We start from the raw sequence: 20,566 nt of genomic DNA, 5'->3' as shown, positions 1-20,566 counted from the left end.
GCGCCGACGCCGAGCTCTCCGAACTGCGCGCCCTGATCGCCGCCGCGCCCGCACGCGGTCCCGAACTGGCCGCCGCCCTGGCCGCCGATCAGGTCGCCGACGCCGCCGAGCCCGCGCCCGCCGAGGCTCCGGCCGCCGCGACCGCCCAGGCCGCCGCGCCGGAAGTCGCCTCGGTGGTCGCCAAGACCGTCAAGGCCGCCGAGCCGGTCAAGGCGCCCGTCGCCAACGCCGCCGTCGCGGCCGCCGTGGCCGAGGCCGAAGGCGTTCCCGAGCAGATCGTGGAAGCCGCCCACGCCGCAGCCACCGGCCAGGGCGACGCCCAGACCGGCGACCAGTCCGCCTCCTCGAAGGGCGCGGGCCTGGCCGAGGCCGCCCCGGCCCCCGCCGTCGCCGACAGCTCGGCCACGACCGCTCCGTCCTTCGTCGCCCAGGGCACGACGGCCGCGCCCGCCCCCGTGGTCGCCGCCCAGCTGCCCAAGGCCGGTCCCGAGACGGTCAGTCACCTGACCACCGAGATCGCCAGCAAGGCGGTGGTCGGCAAGACCAGCCGCTTCGACGTGGTGCTGCAGCCGGAAGGCCTGGGCCGCGTCGACGTGCGCATCGAGATCGCCAAGGACGGCAAGCTGACCGCCGCCCTGAACTTCGACAACGCCCAGGCCGCCGCCGACATGCGCGGCAAGTCGGGCGAGCTGCGCCAGGCCCTGGCCGCGGCCGGCTTCGACGTCGCCGACAACGCGCTGAGCTTCGACAGCTCCAGCCAGCAGAACGGCGGCCAGAGCCAGAACGCCTTCTTCAACTTCCAGAGCGGCGGCGAGAGCGGCCGCCAGGCCTTCCAGGGCCGCGCCTTCCAGTCGACCAGCCTGGTCGACGACCTGCCCATCGTTTCCCCGTCCGCCCTGCTGCCCGGCCTGCGTGTCGCCGAGCGCAGCGGCGTCGACCTGAAGATCTAGGAGAGACCGCCATGGCCGTCGCCGCCACCTCGGGCACCAGCATCACCGACAAGATCAACAACTCGCGGAACTCGCTCGCCAACAACGAGCAGACGTTCCTGCAGCTGCTGACCACCCAGCTGAAGAACCAGGATCCGCTGTCGCCCACCGACACGACCCAGATGACCAGCCAGATCACCCAGATGACGGGCGTGGAGCAGCAGCTGGTCACCAACGACCTGCTGACGGCCCTGGTGGGCATGAACACCAGCGGCGGCATCAGCGACGCCGTCAACCTGATGGGCAAGCAGGTGACCGCCGAGACCGACAAGTCGGTGCTCAAGGACAACACCGCCGCCTGGACCTACACCCAGAGCCGCTCGGCCACCTCGGTCAAGGTCGAGATCGTCGACCAGTACGGCAAGACGATCCGCACGGTGCTGCCGGACGACATGTCGAGCGGCGACCACACCTTCACCTGGGACGGCAAGAGCGACGACGGCACCCAGCAACCCGCCGGCGGCGCCTACACCATCAAGGTGACGGCGACCGACGGAAACGGCTCGAACATCACCACCAGCTCGATGGGCCGCATCGAAGGCGTGGTGACCAAGGTCACCAACGAGAGCGGCCAGAACATGGTGTGGATCGGCGACACGAAGGTGCCGATCGACTCCGTCATCGGCGTCACCGAGGTCAAGGCCGCGGCCTAGGCCCTCACGAAATGAACGGGCGTCAGAACGACGCCTTCGGGTCTCCTCACCGAGGCCAAACGCAAACCGCGCTGAACCCTCAAACCCATTCGTTTTTGAACTTCATCGCAGGATCACAGTCATGAGCATCAACAGCGCCATGCTCGCCGGGGTTTCCGGCCTGATCTCCAACTCGTCGGCCCTGGCCGCGATTTCGGACAACATCGCCAACGTCAACACCGTCGGCTACAAGCGCTCGAGCGCCAACTTCTCGACCCTGGTCACCTCGCAGAGCAAGAACGCCACCTACAGCGCCGGCGGCGTGAAGGCCCAGACCCACCAGTTCATCAGCCAGCAGGGCCTGACCCAGGCCACGACCTCGAACCTGGACCTGTCGATCGCCGGTTCGGGCTTCTTCGTCGGCACCGAGAAGCCGGAAGGCCTGACCGCCACCGACACCCGCTCGTTCACCCGCGCCGGTTCGTTCCAGCTGGACAACCTGGGCTATCTGAAGAACGACGCCGGCCTGTACCTGCAGGGCTGGCTGGCCGACCCGGTGACCGGCGCGATCACGCCCGACCCGTCGGACCTGACCCAGCTGTCGTCGATCAACGTGGGCACCGTCGGCGGCACCGCCGAGAAGACCACCCGCGTGGGCGTCAACGCCAACCTGCGTTCGGAACAGGCCGTCGCGGCCGCCGCCAACGCCGTGTCCAACAAGGGCACCCTGACCGACAGCGCCGGCGGCACCGGCGCCTATTCGGTCTATTACAGCCCCACCGGCACGGGTAACCAATACTCGGTCGAGATCCGCAAGAACGGCGTCTCGGTGGCCACCGGCGTCAACACCTACGACCCGACCACCGGCGCCCTGACCGGCACGACCCTGACCGGCACGGCGCCGAACGTGCAGATCGCCGCCGGCCCGCCCGCCGTCACCCTGACCCAGACCCAGCTGGGCATGAACACCAAGGCCGACGCCGTCGCCAGCGGCGCCTACGACCCGGCGACCCGCTCGATGTCGGACTACGCCGAGGACCCGACCACGGGCGTCAAGCCGGACTTCGAGATCCAGATCCCGGTCTCGGACTCCAAGGGCGGCCAGCGCACCGTCACCCTGTCGCTGTTGAAGGGCCCCGGCCCCAACGAGTGGTTCGCCGAACTGCGCGCCAAGCCGGGCGACCTGGACAACAACACCAACGGCCTGATCAGCTCGGGCAAGGTGACCTTCACCACCGACGGCAAGCTGGCCTCGGTCGGCAACCTGTTCGGCGGCGTCACTCCGACGGCGATCAACATCGCCGCCTCGGACCCGACCGCCACCGGCACCGGCCCGCGCTGGGCCGACGGCCTGGGCATCGACAGCCAGGACATCCAGATCGACCTGGCCAACGCCGCCGGCGGCCTGACCCAGTACAACAGCCAGTCGGTGGTCCAGTCGGTCAACACCAACGGCACGGCCTTCGGCAACCTCACCAACATCGAGGTCGACGACCAGGGCTATGTTTCGGCCATCTTCGACAACGGTGTGACCCGCCGGATCGCACAGGTTGCGATCGCCACCTTCTCCAACGTCAACGGATTGAAGGGGGTGAACGGAAATGCATATCGCGTCACCAACGAAAGCGGCACCTATAGCCTGAAGACTCCGGGTCAGGGCGGCGCCGGTTCGATCGCTCCGTCCACGTTGGAAGCTTCGACGGTCGACTTGTCGACTGAATTCACCGGCCTGATCACGACGCAACGCGCCTATTCCGCTTCGTCGAAGATCATCACTACCGCAGACCAGATGCTAGAAGAGCTTCTGAGCATTAAGCGGTAATTACAGGTCTTAACTGATCTTAATTACCCTGTGTCGAATTGATACATCACTGGAGTAGGGAGAAAGTCTCGTGTTTCAGTCTTTCTTTACTATTGGAATTAAGCGCCTGTTATTTCCCGGCGCCTATATTCCTCTCCAACAGTGATGGTTGTGGGAAAGGCGTAAAGCCATGTTGCAGCAGCAGCGCACGAACAGCCGGGGTGAGAAGTACGTGATCGGTCCGACCGGCGCGCCGCTGACTCTCTCGGATTTGCCGCCTCCGGAAACCCAGCGTTGGGTGATCCGGCGTAAGGCCGAAGTGGTGGCCGCCGTCCGCGGTGGTCTCCTCTCGCTCGACGAGGCGTGCGATCGTTACAAGCTGACCAACGAGGAGTTCCTCGCTTGGCAGCAGTCGATCGAGCGTCACGGCCTGGCGGGTCTTCGGACCACGCGGCTCCAGCAGTACCGCTAAGGCGCGGGACTGAAAGTCAAGGAACGCCGGGGTTTGCGCCCCGCCCACGTTCCTGCCGAACAGATCAGCGGCCGCGTCCCCCTGGGGCGCGGCCGCGACCTTTTGGCGCCCTTGGACCCCCCTTGGAGGGGGGCTTTGTAAACGACCCGTTTACCTTGCACTGGGTAAATCCTGCCTAGCGACGGCGTGCTCCGGCGCGCATCGGCGGCGTTTCGTTCGGAACGCCTTTCAAGGGCAGGGCGTAGGTTGGAAAAGTTCCTCGGCGCGATTCAAAGGTTCGGTGTCGGTCGTCTGGCCGCCCTGATCGGCGTCGCCGCCGGCGCGATCGCCGTGATCGCCGCCGTCATGATGATGATGAGCAAGCAGCCCAACGAGCTGCTGCTGTCCAACGTCGACCCCAAGGAATCGGCCGCCGCGACCCAAGCGCTGGACACCGCCGGCATCAAGTACGAGACCAAGGCCGACGGCTCGACGATCTATGTCGCCCGCGACAAGGTCAACGCCGCCCGCCAGCTGATCTTCACCAAGGGCCTGGTGACCTCCGGGTCGGTCGGCTACGAGATCTTCGACAGCTCCAGCGCCCTGGGCCAGACCGACTTCGTCCAGCAGCTGAACCGCCAGCGCGCCCTGCAGGGCGAGCTGGAGCGCACCATCCAGGGCTGGGACGGCGTGCGCGCCGCCCGCGTCCACCTGGTCATGCCCAAGCGCCAGCTGTTCGAGGAAGACGCCGAGAAGCCGACCGCCGCCGTCACCATCAGCACCGGCCGCGAGCCGTCGGCCGACATGGTCCGCGCCGTCCAGAACCTGGTGGCCGGTTCGGTCGCCGGCATGAAGCCCGAAGCCGTCAGCGTCATCGACCAGCACGGCAAGACCCTGTCGAACGGCAACGACGAGACCCTGGCCGGCAAGGCCGCCCAGGACGCCAAGAGCGAGGCCGAGGCCCGCATCGCCAAGACGGTGCAGGACATGGTCGACGGCGTGCTCGGCCCGGGCAAGGCCCGCGTCAAGGTCACCGCCCAGCTGGACCTGAACCGCGTCACCACCCAGGAAGAGAAGTTCGATCCCGATGGCCAGGTGATCCGTTCGGAAAGCACCAACGCCAACGACGCCAGCGAGACCAAGAACGACGACACCGGCGGCGTCACCTCGACCCAGAACATTCCGGGTCAGGCCCCGAACGGCTTCCAGCCGCTGGGTTCGAAGTCCAACAGCAACGAGAGCGTCACCAACTACGAGATCTCCAAGTCGGTCACCACCACGGTCGCCGAGCCTGGCCAGGTGCTCAAGCAGTCGGTGTCGGTGGCCGTCGACGGCCTCACGGCCCCTCCCGGCAAGGACGGCAAGCCCGGCGCCTACACCCCGCGCACCGCCGAGGAGATGGCCCAGCTGGAGCAGATGGTGAAGACCGCGGTCGGCTTCGACCAGGCGCGCGGCGACCAGGTCTCGGTGGTCAATGTCCGCTTCGTCCAGCCCGAAGAGCAGGGCCTGGGCAAGGCCGGCCTGCTGGACGGCATGGACAAGAACGACATCATGCGCTTCGCCGAGCTGGGCGTGCTGGCCATCGTGGCCCTGCTGATCCTGCTGTTCGCGGTGCGTCCGTTCCTCAAGAGCCTGATGAGCCCGCCCCCGACCCCGCTGGGCATGGCCCTGGCCACCCCGCAGGTGACCCGCATGGTCACCCTGTCGGACGGCTCGACCCAGGAAGTGATCGTCGACCAGACGGGCGCCCCGATGGCCCTGGCCGGTCCGGTCTCGGACATGGACCAGCGCATCGACATCGCCAAGATCGAGGGCCAGGTGAAGGCTTCGTCGATCAAGCGGGTTTCGGAGTTCGTCGAGAAGCACCCTGACGAGTCCGTCGCGATCCTGCGCAGCTGGCTGCACGAGTCCGAATAATGGCCAGCTCGATCACAGACGTCAAAAAGCTGGCGGGTCCCGAGAAGGCCGCGATCGTGCTGCTCGCCCTGGGCGAAGAGCACACCGCGATCTGGGAAGCGCTGGACGACGAGGAAATCAAGGAAGTCTCCCAGGCCATGGCCGGTCTGGGCTCGATCTCGGCCTCGGTCGTGGAAGAGCTGCTGGTCGAGTTCGTCTCGGGCATGAGCTCGACCGGCGCGATCATGGGCTCCTACGAGCAGACCCAGCGCCTGCTGGCGTCGTTCATGCCGCAGGACAAGGTCGACGCCCTGATGGAGGAAATCCGGGGTCCGGCCGGTCGCACCATGTGGGACAAGCTGGGCAACGTGAACGAGGCGGTGCTCGCCAACTATCTGAAGAACGAATATCCGCAGACCGTCGCGGTGGTGCTGTCGAAGGTGAAGAGCGACCACGCCGCCCGCGTGCTGGCCTCGCTGCCGGAAGACTTCGCCCTGGAATGCGTCACCCGCATGCTGCGGATGGAGCCGGTCCAGCGCGAGATCCTCGACAAGATCGAGCAGACCCTGCGCACCGAATTCATGTCGAACCTGGCGCGCACGTCCAAGCGCGACAGCCACGAGATGATGGCCGAGATCTTCAACAACTTCGACCGCCAGACCGAGGCCCGCTTCATCGCGGCCCTGGAAGAGCGCAACCGCGAGGCGGCCGAGCGCATCCGGGCCCTGATGTTCGTGTTCGAGGACCTGTCCAAGCTGGATCCGGGCGGCGTCCAGACCCTGCTGCGCGCCACCGGCAAGGAACAGCTGGCCCTGGCCCTGAAGGGCGCCTCGGACAAGCTGCGCGAGATGTTCTTCTCGAACATGTCCGAACGCGCCTCGAAGATCATGCGCGAGGACATGGAGAGCATGGGTCCGGTTCGTCTGAAGGACGTCGACCAGGCCCAGGTCGCCATGGTCCAGGTCGCCAAGGACCTGGCCGCCAAGGGCGAGATCATGCTGGCCGGCGCCGGCGCCGAAGACGAACTGATTTACTAGGGAGATGGCTGAATGACCGACATCGCCCACAAGCGCTTCACCTTCGACACGGTGTTCGACGACGCCGGCGGCATGAGCGCGCCGCCGCGCGTGAAGAAGCACTTCACCCTGGAAGAGGTCGAGGCCGCCAAGGCCGAGGCCTACGCCGCCGGCGAGCAGTCGGCCGTGGCCCAGGCCGAGCGCGAGGCCGCCATGGCCCTGAACCACATCGGCCAGGCCGTGCACAGCGCCTTCGGCGTCCTGGCCGCCGTGGCCCACGAGCACCGCGAGGGCTCGGCGATGCTGGCCCTGGCCTGCGGCCGGGCGATCGCCGACGCGGCTCTCGACCAATTCCCCGAGGCCCCGACCCAGGCGGCCCTGGTGGCCCTGGCCCGCGAGGTCGAGGCCAGCCCCAAGCTGACCGTCCGCGTCGCCGGCCACCTGGTCGAGCGCACCCAGGCGGCCCTGGAGCAGACCGCCGCCGCCATCGGCTTCCCCGGCCAGATCGTGGCCCGCGCCGACGCCATCCCGCCCGCCGCCTTCCTCCTCGACTGGGGTGACGGGCGCGCGGCCTTCGATCCGAACGACGCGGCCGCCCGCGTCACCCAGGCCCTGGAGGCGGCCATCGCCGCCGAGGGCCTCCACGCCGAACCCCTTCTGCCTAGCGAAAGCTGACCGCCATGACCGAAGACAACCTGACCCTCGACGAATTCGGCGGCTCGATGCTGGCCTCCGAGATGCCGGTCGAACTTTCCGACAAGATCGCCTCGGACCTGGCCCCGGTGTTCGACGTCCCCGTCAACATCTCCGCCGTGCTGGGCCGGGCCCACATGTCGGTGGCCCAGCTGCTGCAGCTGGGGGCGGGCTCGATCCTGGAGCTGGACCGCAAGGTCGGCGAGGCGATCGACATCTACGTCAACAACCGCCTGGTGGCGCGCGGCGAGGTCGTCGTCGTCGACGAGCGCCTGGGCGTGACCATGACGGAAATCATCAAGGACGGCGACGCCGCCGGGTGATCCCGGGACGCCGCCTGAAGCTTAAACGGTTTGAATTTCGGGGCACGTAAAGCCCCAACGGAGAGAAAACGATGCGCCTCCTGGTCGTCGGAAAACTGAACGGACAGCTCTCGGTCGCCGTGAAGATGGCGATGAACACCGGGGCCAAGGTCTCGCACGTGGAGACCACGGAAGCGGCGACCCACGCGCTGCGGGCCGGGCAGGGCGCCGACCTCCTGATGGTCGAGTACACGCTCGACATCGCAAGCCTGATCGCCACCAACGAGTCCGAGCGGATCCGGGTGCCGGTGGTGGCCTGCGGCGTCGACGCCGACCCGATGCGGGCCGCCGCGGCGATCAAGGCCGGGGCCAAGGAATTCATCCCGCTGCCGCCGGACGCCGAGCTGATCGCCGCCGTCCTGGCCGCCGTCACCGACGACAACCGTCCGATGATCGTTCGCGATCCGGCGATGGAGAACGTCATCCGCCTGGCCGACCAGGTGGCGCCGTCGGAAGCCTCGATCCTGATCACCGGCGAAAGCGGTTCGGGTAAGGAAGTGATGGCCCGCTACGTCCACGCCAAGTCGCGTCGGGCCAAGGCGCCGTTTATCAGCGTCAACTGCGCCGCCATCCCCGAGAACCTGCTGGAAAGCGAGCTGTTCGGCCACGAGAAGGGCGCCTTCACCGGCGCCGTGGCCCGCCGCGTGGGCAAGTTCGAGGAAGCCAACGGCGGCACCCTGCTGCTGGACGAAATCAGCGAGATGGACGCCCGCCTGCAGGCCAAGCTGCTGCGCGCCATCCAGGAGCGCGAGATCGACCGCGTCGGCGGCCAGAAGCCCGTCAAGGTCGACATCCGCATCCTGGCCACCTCCAACCGCGACCTGGCCCAGGCCGTGAAGGATGGCACGTTCCGCGAGGACCTGCTCTATCGCCTCAACGTCGTGAACCTGCGCCTGCCGCCGCTGCGCGAGCGCCCGGCCGACGTCATCACCCTGTGCGAGCACTTCGTGAAGAAGTACTCGGCCGCCAACGGCATTCAGGAAAAGCCGATCTCGGCCGAGGCCAAACGCCGCCTGGTCGCCCACCGCTGGCCGGGCAACGTCCGCGAGCTGGAAAACGCCATGCACCGCGCGGTGCTGCTGTCGCCGGGTTCTGAGATCGAGGAGTTCGCCATCCGCCTGCCCGACGGCCAGCCCCTGGCCCCGGCGCCGGACGTGGCGGTGGCCCGCGGCGCCCAGATGGCCGCCGACGCCGTCTCGCGCACCTTCGTCGGCTCGACCGTCGCCGAGGTCGAGCAGCAGCTGATCATCGACACCCTGGAGCACTGCCTGGGCAACCGCACCCACGCGGCCAACATCCTGGGCATCTCGATCCGCACCCTGCGCAACAAGCTCAAGGAATACGGCGACGCCGGCGTCACCGTGCCGCCGCCGCAAGGGGGCGTGGCCGCCGCCTGACCGGAAGACCCGCGTTCGGCGCCCGCGACCATCGGTCCGGCGCCGAACATGGCTAATTTCGATTAAGACCCTGGCGGGTTCGCGCAAATCGCTCCATCGCGAATCCAAGCTCGGCAACAGGATCGATGATTTGAATGGCTGACGCCGCCGTCCCCAAGACCGCAACGGCCATCCCCAGCCCCAAGGCGCTGTGGGAAGGAATCCTGCGCGGCGAAATGGGCCTGGCCGTCGGCGTGGTCGGCATCATCGTCCTGCTGATCCTGCCGGTCCCGCCGATGCTGCTGGACCTGCTGCTGGCCATCTCGCTGACCGGTTCGGTCCTGATCCTGATGACCGCGGTGCTGATCAAGAAGCCGCTGGAATTCACCTCGTTCCCGACCGTCCTGCTGGTCGCCACCCTCTATCGCCTGGGGCTGAACGTCGCATCGACGCGCCTGATCCTGGGCCACGGCCACGAAGGCAACCACGGCGCCGGCGCCGTCATCGCCGCCTTCGGCAACCTGATGATGCAGGGCAACTTCGTCATCGGGGTGATCGTCTTCATCATCCTGGTCGTCGTGAACTTCATGGTCGTGACCAAGGGTTCGGGCCGGATCGCCGAAGTCGCGGCCCGCTTCACCCTGGACGCCATGCCCGGCAAGCAGATGGCCATCGACGCCGACCTGTCGACCGGCCTGATCGACCAGGACACCGCCAAGCAGCGCCGCAAGGACCTGGAGGCGGAATCCACCTTCTTCGGCGCCATGGACGGCGCCAGCAAGTTCGTGAAGGGCGACGCCGTCGCCGGCCTGATCATCACCGCCATCAACATCGTCGGCGGCATCCTGATCGGCGTGGTGCAGCACAAGGTGCCGATCGGCGAGGCCTCGGCCTCCTACACCCTGATGACCATCGGCGACGGCCTGGTCAGCCAGATCCCGGCCCTGATCATCTCGATCGCCGCCGGTATGGTGGTGTCCAAGGCCGGCGTCGAAGGCTCGGCCAACAAGGCCCTGACCACCCAGCTGGCCATGAACCCGGTCGCCCTGGGCATGGTCTCGGCCTCGGCCGGCGTCATCGCGCTGATCCCGGGCATGCCGATCATCCCGTTCGCGGCCCTGTCGGCCGGCGCCGGCTTCCTGGCCTATCGCCGCGCCACCGCCCCGCCGGCGCCCGAGCCGCTGAGCCCCGCCGCCTTGGAAGCGGCCGCCGCGGCCGGCGCCGAGCCGGAAGAGGAGCCGATCAGCGCCTCCCTGGCCATCGACGACGTCAAGATCGAGCTAGGCTATGGCCTGCTGACCCTGATCAACGACCTGGACGGCCGCAAGCTGACCGACCAGATCCGCGCCCTGCGCAAGACCCTGGCCACCGAGTTCGGCTTCGTCATGCCGCCGGTCCGGATCCTGGACAACATGCGCCTGGCCAACCAGGGCTACGCCATCCGCATCAAGGAGATGGAGGCCGGGGCCGGCGAGGTCCGCCTGGGCTGCCTGATGGCCATGGACCCGCGCGGCGGCCAGGTCGAGCTGCCCGGCGAGCACGTGCGCGAGCCGGCCTTCGGCCTGCCCGCCACCTGGGTCGAAGAGTCCATGCGCGAGGAAGCCACCTTCCGCGGCTACACCATCGTCGATCCGGCCACCGTGCTGACCACGCACCTGACCGAGATCCTCAAGGAGAACATGGCCGACCTGCTCTCCTACGCCGAGGTGCAGAAGCTGCTGAAGGACCTGCCCGAGAACCAGAAGAAGCTGGTCGACGACCTGATCCCCGCCGTGGTCAGCGCCGCCACCATCCAGCGCGTGCTGCAGGCCCTGCTGAAGGAGCGCGTGTCGATCCGCGACCTGCCGCAGATCCTGGAAGGCATCGGCGAGGCCGCCCCGCACACCGGCTCGGTGGTGCAGTTGACCGAACAGGTCCGCGCCCGCCTGGGCCGCCAGCTGTGCTGGGCCAATCGCGGCGACGACGGCAGCCTGCCGATCATCACCCTGTCGGCCGAGTGGGAGCAGGCCTTCGCCGAGGCCCTGGTCGGTCCGGGCGAGGACAAGCAGCTGGCCCTGGCGCCCTCGCGCCTGCAGGACTTCATCCGCGGCGTGCGCGACGCCTTCGACCGCGCCGCCATGGCCGGCGACAGCGCCGTGCTGCTGACCAGCCCGGGCGTTCGTCCCTATGTCCGTTCGATCATCGAGCGCTTCCGCGGCCAGACCGTGGTGATGAGCCAGAACGAGATTCACCCCCGCGCCCGCCTGCGCACCGTGGGGATGGTCTAGAGCGCTTGACCCTGTAGTCGCTTCAGGGTGCAATCTCGTCGCCTCCTGGAGGTGATCCATGTCCAACTGCTGCGGCGACGATCTGTGCAAGGCCGACCAGCCCCCGTCCGGCCGTTGGCGGCTGGCGCTGTGGCTGGCCCTGATCATCAACGGCGGCATGTTCGCGGTCGAAGGCCTGGCCGGACTGCTGTCGGGCTCGGCCTCGCTGCAGGCCGACTCCCTCGACTTCCTGGGCGACGCGGCCAACTACGCCATCAGCCTGGGCGTGGTGGGCCTGGCCCTGGTCTGGCGCGCGCGGGCGGCCCTGCTGAAGGGCGTCACCATGCTGCTGTTCGGCGGCTGGGTCGCGGGCATGACCCTGTGGGGCGTCTGGCGCGGCCAGACGCCGGAGGCGCCGGTCATGGGCGCGGTCGGCCTGGCCGCTCTGGTCGCCAATGTCGCGGTGGCCGCCATGCTGTTCGGCTTCCGCAAGGGCGACGCCAACATGCGGTCGGTGTGGATCTGCTCGCGCAACGACGCCATCGGCAATCTGGCGGTGATGCTGGCGGCGCTGGGTGTCTTCGGCACCCGGACGCGCTGGCCCGACCTAGCCGTGGCGGCCGTGATGGCGGGCCTGGCCGTTCAGGGCGGCTGGCAGATCGTCCGCCAGGCCCTGGGCGAACTGAAGTCGGTCAAGGCCCCGCCGCCGGCCGCGCCGCGCTTCGAGGTCGTGGTCCGCGACAGGCCCTCGCCGGGCGGCCGCGCGTGACCCTTTCCATCGGCGATCTCTCCCGGGCGACCGAGACCAAGGTCGAGACCATCCGCTACTACGAGCGCATCGGCCTGCTGGCCGCGCCGGCCCGCACGGGCGGCAACTACCGCGCCTATGAGGAGGCCAGCCTCAAGCGGTTGTCCTTCATCCGCCGCGCCCGCGACCTGGGGTTCCCGATCGAGCAGGTGCGCGAGCTGCTGACGCTTTCGGACGACAAGGACCGCTCCTGCGCCGTGGTCGACGACCTGGCCCGCGCCCGCCTGGCGGACGTCGAGCGCAAGATCGCCGACCTGGAGGCGCTGCGTCGCGAGCTGAGCGCGCTGCTCGGCCAATGCCGGCGCGGAGCCGTTTCCGAGTGTCTGATCATAGAAGCCTTGAGTCCTTCGATCTAAAGCCAAGGTTTCGACGCGGGCGGCATGAAATGCGTCGAGAAAAAGCCCGCCGACGCCCCGAAATGGTCACGGGATGTTACGGACTATTTCGGAACCGTTGCTGATAGGTCGCGTTCGTTCTGGCAAGGCGGGGGCCTTCACGACGGAGCGCAATTGATGAAAACCAAGATCGCCATGTTCGCCGCCGCCGCGACGCTTTCGCTGGCCGGCGCCGCTTTCGCCCAAACCGCGCCGGCTACGCCCGGCCAACTGCCGCCGGCCACGCCGCCCGCGGCCACCACCTCTTCGACCACGACCACCACGACGGCTCCGGCTGATCCGGCGGCCGCGGCTCCGGCCGCCGCCACCCCGGGCGCGCCGGCCCAGACCACCACCTCCAGCACGACCAGCACCACCACGACGGCGGCCGACGCCGACGCGGCGGGCACGCCGTCCTCGGCCAACGTGGCCCTGGACCTGAAGGTCGGCTCCGAGGTCAAGGATCCCTCGGGCGCTGTGGTCGGCACCATCGCCGGCACCTCGGCGGGCGCCGACGGCTCGACCAACGTGGTCGTGACCAGCGGCGAGAAGAAGTTCGCCCTGCCCAAGGCCAGCTTCAGCGTGGGCGCCGACGGCGGCCTGGCCACCACGGCCACCAAGGCCCAGATCGACGCCACCCTGGCCGGCGCCAAGACCCAGTAACCGGTCTTCGGCAACCGGCCCGCGCCGGAACGTCGCCCTCGGGCGACAGCGAGCCCGCTCGGCATTGCCGAGCGGGCTTCGCGCTGCTAGCGATGGGGCCAGTACCCGGCGGAGCTCCCGCTGACATGAGGGGTGTCGGATGGCTCCGGCCAATAGATCCAGTGTAGGCGGTTCAAGGGCGCGCGGCGGCAACAGCCTGTTCTGGGACATGCTGACGTTCGATCGTCTGGTCACGGGACCGGTGATTCACCTGATCTACTGGGCGGGCCTGGGCGTGGTGGCCCTGTTCGGCTTCTCGGTCGTGGGCGCGGCCGTGGGCCTGGCCCTGAAGGAGCCCGGCCTGCAATCGCTGCTGCTGGCCCTGCCGGTGCTGGTCGCCGGCCTGCTGGTGGCCTCGGCCATGGTGCTGCTGTGGCGGGCCTTCTGCGAGTTCTACGTCGCCATCTTCCGTATCAGCGAGGACCTGCGGGCTCTGCGCCAGGCCAGCGACGCCGACCACGCCGTGGCGGCCGTCACCCGGCCCCCGGCGCCCAAGACGCCGCTATCCTGAACCGTCAGCCTGCGGCGGAATAACGCGGTTTATGAAAATTTGCGCCAAGGCTTGAGGGGCGGCCCCGTCCCCGGCGTCTAAGCGGCATGGGGATGTCGGGCGTCTCCTGTCGGAGACGCATTTTGGCCGCTGATCAAGAACCTCATCTCGTCGATATCCACGTCGGCTCGCGGGTGCGCATGCGCCGCAAGGCGATGGGGCTGAGCCAGACCCAACTGGCCGACAGCGTGGGCATCACCTTCCAGCAGCTGCAGAAGTACGAGCGCGGCGCCAACCGCGTCAGCGCCTCCAAGCTCTACGGCATGGCCGTGACCCTGCAGACCTCGGTGGCCTGGTTCTTCGAGGGCATGTCGGCCCTGGAGGACGCCAACGCCTCGGCCGATCCCCGGGCCAAGGCCGTCCAGCGCTTCATGGCTTCCGAAGAGGGTGTCGAGCTGGCCACCCTGGTGCCGCGCCTGCCCGCCCACCAGCGCCGCCAGGTCCTGGCCCTGGCCAAGATCCTCTGCGAGAACGACGAGTCCGACGACGACATCCAGGCGGCGAGCTAGCCCCTGAACGCTTCCACCAGCGCCGCCGCGCCGGCCTTCGGGCGGCCGGCGTCGTCGAAGACGGCCGGGGCGTCGGCGGCGTTCTCCGCCACCAGCCACGTGTCCTTGTCGCGCAGGCCCCACAGGGTGAAGGCGAAGCGCTGGCGAGCCGGGAGGCTCATGAAGGCCTCGGCCGCTTCGGCGTAGACGGCGGTCTGGCGGCGCACCAGCTCGCTGCGCGACAGCAACTTGTTCTCGGACCGGGTCAGCGAGACGTCGAGCTCGGAGATGTGGATCGGCAGGCCCAGGCCCGCCAGCTCGCGGATCATCGTCGTGATCTGGCCGGGCGCGATGTCGGCGGCCACGTGCATCTGGGTTCCCAGGCCCGTCAGCGGCGCGCCAGAGGCCAGCAGCCGCTCGGCCAGCTTCAGGAAGGTGGCGCGCTTCCGGGGCATGTATTCGAGATTGTAGTCGTTCAGCAGCAGGGTCGCCTGGGGATCGGCCTCGCGCGCGGTGCGATAGGCCAGGGCGATGTGCTCGAAGGCGCCCAGCTTTCGCGACCACAGGCTGTCGCGCCAGCCGTTGCCGTCCTCGGCCACCGTCTCGTTGACCACGTCCCAGCCGACCGCCAGGCCGCGATAGCGCCCGACCACGGCCAGGATGTAGTTGCGATAGGCGTCGGCGAAACCGATCCGGCTCTCGTCCAGCCGCTCGAACGCCGGCGGGGACTGGGCGTACCAGACCAGGGTGTGGCCCAAGAGGCCCATGCCGTGGGCGCGGGCGAAGGCGGCGATGCGGTCGGGGGCGTCGAAGCGGAAGGAGCCGTCCGGCTGGACGATGTACTCCATCTTCATCTGCCACTCGGCGGTCAGCTGGTTGGCCTCGCGGGCGATCAGGGCGGCCAGGGCCGGGTCGTCCAGGTGCAGGGCCTGGACGCAGGTCCCGATCCGGAACGGCGCGACCGACTTCAGCGGCGGCAGGCTGGCGGGCTGGCCCTTGGCGCCCGTGGGGCCGCAGGCGGAGAGGGCGAGGGCGCTGGCCGAGGCCAGGATGGTTCGGCGGGAAATCTCCTCCCCCGTGGAGCGTGGCGTAACGGGGGAGGTGGCCGCGTAGCGGACGGAGGGGGCGTCCGACAGCCGCACGACGCCCCCTCCGTCACGATGCGTATTCGCATCGCGACACCTCCCCCGCTGCGCGAGGGAGGAGTAGAGGCTATCGCTCACCGACCGCCATCCGGCGCAGGCCCAGCTCGTCCAGGGCGGCGGTTTCCAGCTTGCCGATCTGCTTGGCCTTGGCGACCTTGGCGGCCTCGGCGACGTGCTCGTATTTCTTGAGGTTCTCGAAGGCCACGGCCAGGGCGTCGCGGGCGCCGGCCTCCTCGATCTGGATCTGGTCGATTTCCAGCAGGGTCTGGTCGCGGCGAATCTTGGAGCCCTGGCGGAAGCCGATCATGTACCAGCCGGCCTCGGCGTCGCCCTGGGCCTGGAGGGCTTCGGCCTCGGCCTCGGCGTCCATGGCCGCGACCTTCATCTCGGCGGTCTGGCGGCGCTCGACGATCTCGGACAGGCGCTTCTGCAGGGTCTCGACCTCGTGGTTCGAGATGCGGATCAGGGAGTCGGCCCACTTAGACATGTCGGGTCACCATTACGCGGCGTCGCTCTGCAGGATGTGGGCGAGGTAGCCGAAGCTGTCGTCGAGGCTGGTGGCCTCGTCGGGGCTCTGGCTGAGGAAGGCTTCCACCGCCGGGTTCAGGCGGATGGCGCGGTCGATCAGCGGATCGGCCCCGGCGCGATAGGCGCCGATGCGGATCAGCTCTTCCATGTTCGAATAGGCGGCCAGGGTCTGGCGGGCGGCCTTGACCACCTCGCGCTCTTCCAGGGTCTGGCAGCCGGGCATGGTCCGCGAGATGGACTTCAGCACGTTGATCGCGGGGAAGCGGCCGCGCTCGGCGATGCCGCGCTCCATGACGATGTGGCCGTCCAGGATACCGCGCGCGGCGTCGGCGATGGGCTCGTTGTGGTCGTCGCCGTCGACCAGCACCGTGAAGAGGGCGGTGATCGGGGCGGCCGTGGTGCCGTCGGGCCGGATGGGGCCAGGACCGGCGCGCTCGAGCAGCTTGGGCAGCTCGGTGAAGACGGTGGGGGTGTAGCCCTTGGTGGTGGGCGGTTCGCCGGCGGCCAGGCCGATCTCGCGCTGGGCCATGGCGAAGCGGGTGACCGAGTCCATCAGGCAGAGGACTTCCTGGTCCTGGTCGCGCAGGAACTCGGCGATGGCCAGGGTCATGTAGGCGGCCTGGCGGCGGGTCAGGGCCGGCTCGTCCGAGGTGGCGACCACGACGATGGCGCGCTTGAGGCCTTCCTCGCCCAGGGTCTCCTCGATGAACTCGCGGACCTCGCGGCCCCGCTCGCCGATCAGGCCCACGACGACGGCGTCGCAGGTGGCTTCTTTCGCCAGCATCGACAGCAGCACCGACTTGCCCACGCCCGAACCGGCGAAGATGCCCAGGCGCTGGCCGCGGCAGGTGGTGGTGAAGACGTTCATCGACCGCACGCCCAGGTCCAGGCGCTCGCCGACCCGGCCACGGGCGTGGGCGGGCGGGGGCGGGGTCTTCAGCGGATAGGGCACCTCGCCCTGGGGCAGGGGTCCGAGGCCGTCGATGGGCTCGCCGAAGGCGTTGATGATGCGGCCCAGCCAGGCCTTGGTCGGACGCACCACGGCGCCTTCCGGCATGATCTTGATCTCGGCGCCGGGGGCCACGCCCTCGACGGGGCCGAAGGGCATCAGGAGGGCGCGGGTCTCGCGGAAGCCGACCACCTCGGCGGGCAGGGTCGGCAGGCCCAACCGCTCGATCTCGACCCGGGCGCCGACCGCGAGACGGGTCAGCCCGCCGCGCGCCTCGATCAGGAGGCCGTTCACGGCGGCCACCCGACCGAAGATGGTCAGCGGGTCAATGCGTTCGACGGCGGCGATCAGGCTACGCAAGCACAACTCCCGAAGGCGCGAGGCTTAAGCTTTGGGGCCCGCGCGTTAATGGGGAGTGAAGTAGGCCGACATGGTTAATCGGCTCTTGAGACTTTGGGCTTGGCGGGCGGCTGCGTCCTTATGTCTTGGCCGCCAGCTTCGCCTCGAAGAAGGCCACGACGGCCGCGTTGAAATCCTTGTGGAAGGCCGCCCGGTCGAAGGCCGGATCGCTGTTGCACAGGAAGACCAGGGTCTTGCGGGTGTAGTCGTCGCAGGGCGTCAGGAAGTCGAAATGCCGCGCCTTGGCCACCACGCGATAGTCGGTGGACGGCGGCAGGGCGGCGCGTACGGCGCTGGCGTGGAACGGGTCGGGCAGGATCTCGTCGTCGGCGGCGCGCCACAGCTGCACGGGCGGCAGGTGCTCGAGGGTGTCGGCCTTGAAGGCGTAACCCAGGGCCGGGGCGGCGGCGACCACGGCCTTGATGCGCTCGTCGTGCACCCAGGGCGCGGTCAGGGCCGAGGCCGGGGGCGGGCTGCGCAGCATCAGCTGGCAGTCGTAGTGGGCGGGATAGTCGCGGCAGTGGGGCGCGACGCGCGTCAGGTCCGCCTCGCCACCGGCGGCCGCCAGCACGGTGAAGCCGCCCGACGAGAAGCCGAAGGCGCCGACCCGTTGCGGATCGATGGCCGCGTGCATCGGCGCGGCGGTCAGCATGTAGTCGATCAGCACATGCAGTTGCCGGGGACGGTCGGCCACCTGGGTGGCGCGGCTCTGGTCCTTGTAGTTGTCGCCGGTGTGGGTGAGGGCGGCGACCACGAAGCCGGCCTTGGCCAGGGCGATGGCGGTGTCGTAGTGGCCGCCGAACCAGCCGCCGTTGCCGTGCGACATGACGATCAGCGGCAGGCGGTCGCCGACCAGGGGCGCGCCGGCGGCGACGGGCAGGGCGCTCATGCCCCGCGCCGGGGCGGTGGCGGGGGTGTCGGTCGGGTACCAGATCCCCACCTCGATGGGCGCGCCCTGGGGATCGGGCATGCTGACCACCTTAAAGCCGACGTCCGTCGCCGCCGGGGCGGACGCCTGGGTGGGGGCGGCCAGGGCGGCGGAGACGGGAAGCGCGCCCAAGGTCAGGGCGAAACACAGGAGCGGGGCGGTGAGGCGGAAGCGCATGAACGAACTCCGGAGAAGATGACCTTTCGGCCGATGCCTCGGGTGGCAGCAGGTCCGCCAGCGGGGTTTCGCGAATGGGCGAACGGGTTCGCGAACCGGCGAGCGGCCGCTATAGGTTCGGCATGAGCTCCAAGGCCGCGCTTTTCTGGACCCCTCGCGACTGGGCGATCGACTTCGCCGTGGCGACGGCGGCCGGCGCCTTCCTGGGCGTGGTCGGACCCTATGGCAGCTATTTCAACGGCGGGCTGAACGTGCGGCTGGCCTACTGGATCGTGGGCATGTGGATCGGGGTGGCGGTGTTCGGCGTGGCCGTGCGCCTGGCCCTGCTGGCCGCCGAGCGGACCGGCGCGCCCAGCTGGTTCACGGGCGCGATCGCCGCGCTGGTGGGATCGGCGATCCAGGCGGCCCTGGTCGCGCCCATCGCCGTCGCCCTGTGGCCGCATCTGGCCCGCTTCACCCCGCTGACCTGGTACGGCCAGTGCCTGGCCATCTCGATCCCGCTGGTGGGCGCCTATGTCGTTCTGCGGCCTCGCCTGCTGCGACCGCTCGAGCCGCCGGCGGCGACGCCCGCCGACCCCGCTCGCCCGGCCGACACCGGTCCGGTGATCTGCCTGCGCATGGAGGACCACTATGTGCGGGTCCATACCCTGGAGGGCTCGCGCCTGGTCGCCGGGCCGTTCGAGCGGGTGATCGCCGGCATGATCGGCGAGGGGATGCGCGTTCACCGCTCGTGGTGGGTGGCCCGGGCGGCGGTGACCGGGGTGGTGGCCGACGGCCGAAATCTGCGCCTGACCCTTAGAGGCGACCTCTCCGCTCCGGTCTCCCGCGCCTCGGTGGCCCGGCTTCGCGAGGCCGGTTGGCTGGCCTCGGATGGCGGCGGCGAAAAATAGGGTGAAACCCGCCGCGACAGGGCGTCGCGGCCCCGCTACCGGCCCCGCTTTCGGGCGGTCCAAAAAGCTGCGGCCAAGGCTGTAAACTTCTCGCGACAGAACGCCGCAATGTCGCCTCACAGGTGAACGGCAAGGGCGCTTTCGCGGGCCGGGAGAGCGTTAACCAAGCCCTTTGCAGGCCCGGTTTTCCGTGCATCCGGGCCGAAAGGAATCGTCTTGACGAACCATCCACAGGCCCCTGCGACCAATGTGCCAAACGAGTCGCTGACCGCTTGCACCCGATTCGCAAATCAGATTAACCATTTCGGCAACGAGATCATTCACCATTAACCAGTCTTAAATTAACTGTCCGGCAGAGTGCAGGACGGGTTTCACCGGCGGTATTCCGCCTAGCTGTCGAATAATGCCGCCCACGGGGCGGGGAGGGCTGCATGCGCGTACTGTTGATCGAGGATGACAGCGCCACCGCGCAGACCATCGAGCTGATGCTGAAGTCTGAAGGCTTCAACGTCTACACGACGGATCTGGGCGAAGAAGGCGTGGATCTGGGCAAGATCTATGACTACGACCTGATCCTGCTGGACCTGAATCTGCCGGACATGAGCGGTCTGGATGTTCTGCGCACCCTGCGGGTGGCGAAGGTGAACACGCCGATCATGATCCTGTCGGGCTCGGCCGAAATCGACACGAAGGTGAAGACCTTCTCGGGCGGCGCCGACGACTACATGACCAAGCCGTTCCACAAGGACGAGATGATCGCCCGCATCCACGCGGTGGTCCGTCGTTCGAAGGGTCACGCCCAGTCGGTGATCAAGACCGGCGACATCATCGTCAACCTCGACGCCAAGACCGTCGAAGTGAACGGCAACCGCGTGCATCTGACCGGCAAGGAATATCAGATGCTGGAGCTGCTCTCCCTGCGCAAGGGCACGACCCTGACCAAGGAGATGTTCCTCAACCACCTGTACGGCGGCATGGACGAGCCGGAACTGAAGATCATCGACGTCTTCATCTGCAAGCTCCGCAAGAAGCTGGCGGCCTCGGCCCAGGGCAAGCACCACATCGAGACGGTCTGGGGCCGCGGCTACGTGCTGCGCGACCCGAACGAGCAGATCGCCGCGGCCTAAACCGCGCGACAGCGAGACCCAAGGACAGCGCCCGCCTCT

The 20,566-nt window shown here is 68.6% G+C and carries 21 protein-coding genes; 17 read left to right on the top strand and 4 right to left on the bottom strand.

The window, feature by feature from the left end; translation table 11 throughout:
* The 15 genes from fliK to AC07OA_RS15145 all read left to right on the top strand — a co-directional run.
* Positions 1 to 950, top strand: a 950-nt coding sequence (gene fliK, locus AC07OA_RS15215; RefSeq protein WP_494664652.1) for a flagellar hook-length control protein FliK, incomplete at its 5' end; no start/stop codon positions are given.
* A gap of 11 nt (positions 951 to 961) precedes the next feature.
* Positions 962 to 1,642, top strand: coding sequence for a flagellar hook assembly protein FlgD (locus AC07OA_RS15210; RefSeq protein ID WP_494664651.1), 681 nt, complete (start codon positions 962 to 964; stop codon positions 1,640 to 1,642).
* 121 nt (positions 1,643 to 1,763) lie between these two features.
* On the top strand, positions 1,764 to 3,443 hold the full coding sequence (gene flgE, locus AC07OA_RS15205) for a flagellar hook protein FlgE (protein WP_494664650.1): 1,680 nt from the start codon (positions 1,764 to 1,766) through the stop codon (positions 3,441 to 3,443).
* A 169-nt stretch (positions 3,444 to 3,612) separates the two neighbouring features.
* Positions 3,613 to 3,894, top strand: a complete 282-nt coding sequence (gene sciP / locus AC07OA_RS15200) for a CtrA inhibitor SciP (RefSeq protein WP_056439427.1) — start codon at positions 3,613 to 3,615, stop codon at positions 3,892 to 3,894.
* A gap of 246 nt (positions 3,895 to 4,140) precedes the next feature.
* A complete protein-coding gene (fliF, locus tag AC07OA_RS15195) occupies positions 4,141 to 5,790 on the top strand; it encodes a flagellar basal-body MS-ring/collar protein FliF (protein ID WP_494664649.1) in 1,650 nt (549 codons plus the stop codon).
* The gene (gene fliG / locus AC07OA_RS15190) at positions 5,790 to 6,806 is read left to right on the top strand and encodes a flagellar motor switch protein FliG (RefSeq protein ID WP_494664648.1); all 1,017 of its coding nucleotides are present in this window, start codon (positions 5,790 to 5,792) and stop codon (positions 6,804 to 6,806) included. The genes fliF and fliG overlap by 1 nt, the downstream gene beginning before the upstream one ends.
* 12 nt (positions 6,807 to 6,818) lie before the next feature.
* Positions 6,819 to 7,460 (top strand): FliH/SctL family protein, encoded by a 642-nt coding sequence (locus tag AC07OA_RS15185; RefSeq protein ID WP_494664647.1) that lies wholly within the window; start codon positions 6,819 to 6,821, stop codon positions 7,458 to 7,460.
* Positions 7,461 to 7,465: 5 nt separating this feature from the next.
* Positions 7,466 to 7,801 carry a flagellar motor switch protein FliN gene (fliN, locus tag AC07OA_RS15180; RefSeq protein WP_494664646.1) on the top strand — a complete coding sequence of 112 codons (336 nt, stop codon included), beginning with the start codon at positions 7,466 to 7,468 and terminating at the stop codon, positions 7,799 to 7,801.
* 71 nt (positions 7,802 to 7,872) lie between these two features.
* Entirely contained in the window at positions 7,873 to 9,237 is a 1,365-nt protein-coding gene (gene flbD, locus AC07OA_RS15175; protein ID WP_494664645.1) for a sigma-54-dependent transcriptional regulator FlbD, read from the top strand.
* Positions 9,238 to 9,371: 134 nt separating this feature from the next.
* Positions 9,372 to 11,483 carry a flagellar biosynthesis protein FlhA gene (gene flhA / locus AC07OA_RS15170; protein WP_494664644.1) on the top strand — a complete coding sequence of 704 codons (2,112 nt, stop codon included), beginning with the start codon at positions 9,372 to 9,374 and terminating at the stop codon, positions 11,481 to 11,483.
* 58 nt (positions 11,484 to 11,541) lie between these two features.
* Positions 11,542 to 12,231 carry a cation efflux transmembrane domain-containing protein gene (locus tag AC07OA_RS15165; RefSeq protein ID WP_494664643.1) on the top strand — a complete coding sequence of 230 codons (690 nt, stop codon included), beginning with the start codon at positions 11,542 to 11,544 and terminating at the stop codon, positions 12,229 to 12,231.
* On the top strand, positions 12,228 to 12,626 hold the full coding sequence (locus tag AC07OA_RS15160; RefSeq protein WP_494664642.1) for a MerR family transcriptional regulator: 399 nt from the start codon (positions 12,228 to 12,230) through the stop codon (positions 12,624 to 12,626). The genes AC07OA_RS15165 and AC07OA_RS15160 overlap by 4 nt, the downstream gene beginning before the upstream one ends.
* A gap of 156 nt (positions 12,627 to 12,782) precedes the next feature.
* Positions 12,783 to 13,307, top strand: coding sequence for a hypothetical protein (locus AC07OA_RS15155; RefSeq protein ID WP_494664641.1), 525 nt, complete (start codon positions 12,783 to 12,785; stop codon positions 13,305 to 13,307).
* 139 nt (positions 13,308 to 13,446) lie between these two features.
* Positions 13,447 to 13,857 carry a DUF4282 domain-containing protein gene (locus AC07OA_RS15150; protein ID WP_494664640.1) on the top strand — a complete coding sequence of 137 codons (411 nt, stop codon included), beginning with the start codon at positions 13,447 to 13,449 and terminating at the stop codon, positions 13,855 to 13,857.
* A gap of 122 nt (positions 13,858 to 13,979) precedes the next feature.
* Entirely contained in the window at positions 13,980 to 14,405 is a 426-nt protein-coding gene (locus tag AC07OA_RS15145) for a helix-turn-helix domain-containing protein (RefSeq protein WP_494664639.1), read from the top strand.
* On the opposite strand, the gene AC07OA_RS15140 is transcribed toward AC07OA_RS15145, so the two are convergent.
* The 4 genes from AC07OA_RS15140 to AC07OA_RS15125 all read right to left on the bottom strand — a co-directional run bounded on the left by AC07OA_RS15140 (position 14,402) and on the right by AC07OA_RS15125 (position 18,510).
* Positions 14,402 to 15,526 (bottom strand): endo-1,4-beta-xylanase, encoded by a 1,125-nt coding sequence (locus AC07OA_RS15140; protein WP_494664638.1) that lies wholly within the window; start codon positions 15,524 to 15,526, stop codon positions 14,402 to 14,404. The two genes, AC07OA_RS15145 and AC07OA_RS15140, sit on opposite strands and share 4 nt — an antisense overlap.
* A 70-nt stretch (positions 15,527 to 15,596) precedes the next feature.
* The gene (locus AC07OA_RS15135) at positions 15,597 to 16,016 is read right to left on the bottom strand and encodes a flagellar export protein FliJ (RefSeq protein ID WP_494664637.1); all 420 of its coding nucleotides are present in this window, start codon (positions 16,014 to 16,016) and stop codon (positions 15,597 to 15,599) included.
* 12 nt (positions 16,017 to 16,028) lie between these two features.
* The gene (fliI, locus tag AC07OA_RS15130; RefSeq protein WP_494664636.1) at positions 16,029 to 17,366 is read right to left on the bottom strand and encodes a flagellar protein export ATPase FliI; all 1,338 of its coding nucleotides are present in this window, start codon (positions 17,364 to 17,366) and stop codon (positions 16,029 to 16,031) included.
* A gap of 118 nt (positions 17,367 to 17,484) precedes the next feature.
* A complete protein-coding gene (locus AC07OA_RS15125) occupies positions 17,485 to 18,510 on the bottom strand; it encodes an alpha/beta hydrolase family protein (protein ID WP_494664635.1) in 1,026 nt (341 codons plus the stop codon).
* A gap of 122 nt (positions 18,511 to 18,632) precedes the next feature.
* On the opposite strand from AC07OA_RS15125, the gene AC07OA_RS15120 reads away from it, so the two are divergent.
* Complete coding sequence (locus tag AC07OA_RS15120; RefSeq protein ID WP_494664634.1) at positions 18,633 to 19,400, top strand: LytTR family DNA-binding domain-containing protein; 768 nt, start codon at positions 18,633 to 18,635, stop codon at positions 19,398 to 19,400.
* A 431-nt stretch (positions 19,401 to 19,831) separates the two neighbouring features.
* Positions 19,832 to 20,527, top strand: a complete 696-nt coding sequence (ctrA, locus tag AC07OA_RS15115; protein ID WP_494664633.1) for a response regulator transcription factor CtrA — start codon at positions 19,832 to 19,834, stop codon at positions 20,525 to 20,527.
* The last annotated feature ends 39 nt before the right edge of the window (positions 20,528 to 20,566 follow it).

The organism is Caulobacter sp. GW821-FHT09B08 (assembly GCF_059418225.1).
This window is presented reverse-complemented; position numbering and strand designations above follow the sequence as displayed.

What these genes read in the sequence shown, in the direction of transcription:
- flbD (WP_494664645.1), top strand. Translation starts at nt 7,873, where the DNA reads ATGCGCCTCCTGGTCGTCGGAAAACTGAACGGACAGCTCTCGGTCGCC.
- flgE (WP_494664650.1), top strand. Translation starts at nt 1,764, where the DNA reads ATGAGCATCAACAGCGCCATGCTCGCCGGGGTTTCCGGCCTGATCTCC.
- AC07OA_RS15135 (WP_494664637.1), bottom strand. Translation starts at nt 16,016, where the DNA reads ATGTCTAAGTGGGCCGACTCCCTGATCCGCATCTCGAACCACGAGGTC.
- AC07OA_RS15210 (WP_494664651.1), top strand. Translation starts at nt 962, where the DNA reads ATGGCCGTCGCCGCCACCTCGGGCACCAGCATCACCGACAAGATCAAC.
- AC07OA_RS15150 (WP_494664640.1), top strand. Translation starts at nt 13,447, where the DNA reads ATGGCTCCGGCCAATAGATCCAGTGTAGGCGGTTCAAGGGCGCGCGGC.
- sciP (WP_056439427.1), top strand. Translation starts at nt 3,613, where the DNA reads ATGTTGCAGCAGCAGCGCACGAACAGCCGGGGTGAGAAGTACGTGATC.
- fliG (WP_494664648.1), top strand. Translation starts at nt 5,790, where the DNA reads ATGGCCAGCTCGATCACAGACGTCAAAAAGCTGGCGGGTCCCGAGAAG.
- AC07OA_RS15165 (WP_494664643.1), top strand. Translation starts at nt 11,542, where the DNA reads ATGTCCAACTGCTGCGGCGACGATCTGTGCAAGGCCGACCAGCCCCCG.
- AC07OA_RS15125 (WP_494664635.1), bottom strand. Translation starts at nt 18,510, where the DNA reads ATGCGCTTCCGCCTCACCGCCCCGCTCCTGTGTTTCGCCCTGACCTTG.
- fliN (WP_494664646.1), top strand. Translation starts at nt 7,466, where the DNA reads ATGACCGAAGACAACCTGACCCTCGACGAATTCGGCGGCTCGATGCTG.
- flhA (WP_494664644.1), top strand. Translation starts at nt 9,372, where the DNA reads ATGGCTGACGCCGCCGTCCCCAAGACCGCAACGGCCATCCCCAGCCCC.
- AC07OA_RS15120 (WP_494664634.1), top strand. Translation starts at nt 18,633, where the DNA reads ATGAGCTCCAAGGCCGCGCTTTTCTGGACCCCTCGCGACTGGGCGATC.
- AC07OA_RS15155 (WP_494664641.1), top strand. Translation starts at nt 12,783, where the DNA reads ATGAAAACCAAGATCGCCATGTTCGCCGCCGCCGCGACGCTTTCGCTG.
- AC07OA_RS15185 (WP_494664647.1), top strand. Translation starts at nt 6,819, where the DNA reads ATGACCGACATCGCCCACAAGCGCTTCACCTTCGACACGGTGTTCGAC.
- ctrA (WP_494664633.1), top strand. Translation starts at nt 19,832, where the DNA reads ATGCGCGTACTGTTGATCGAGGATGACAGCGCCACCGCGCAGACCATC.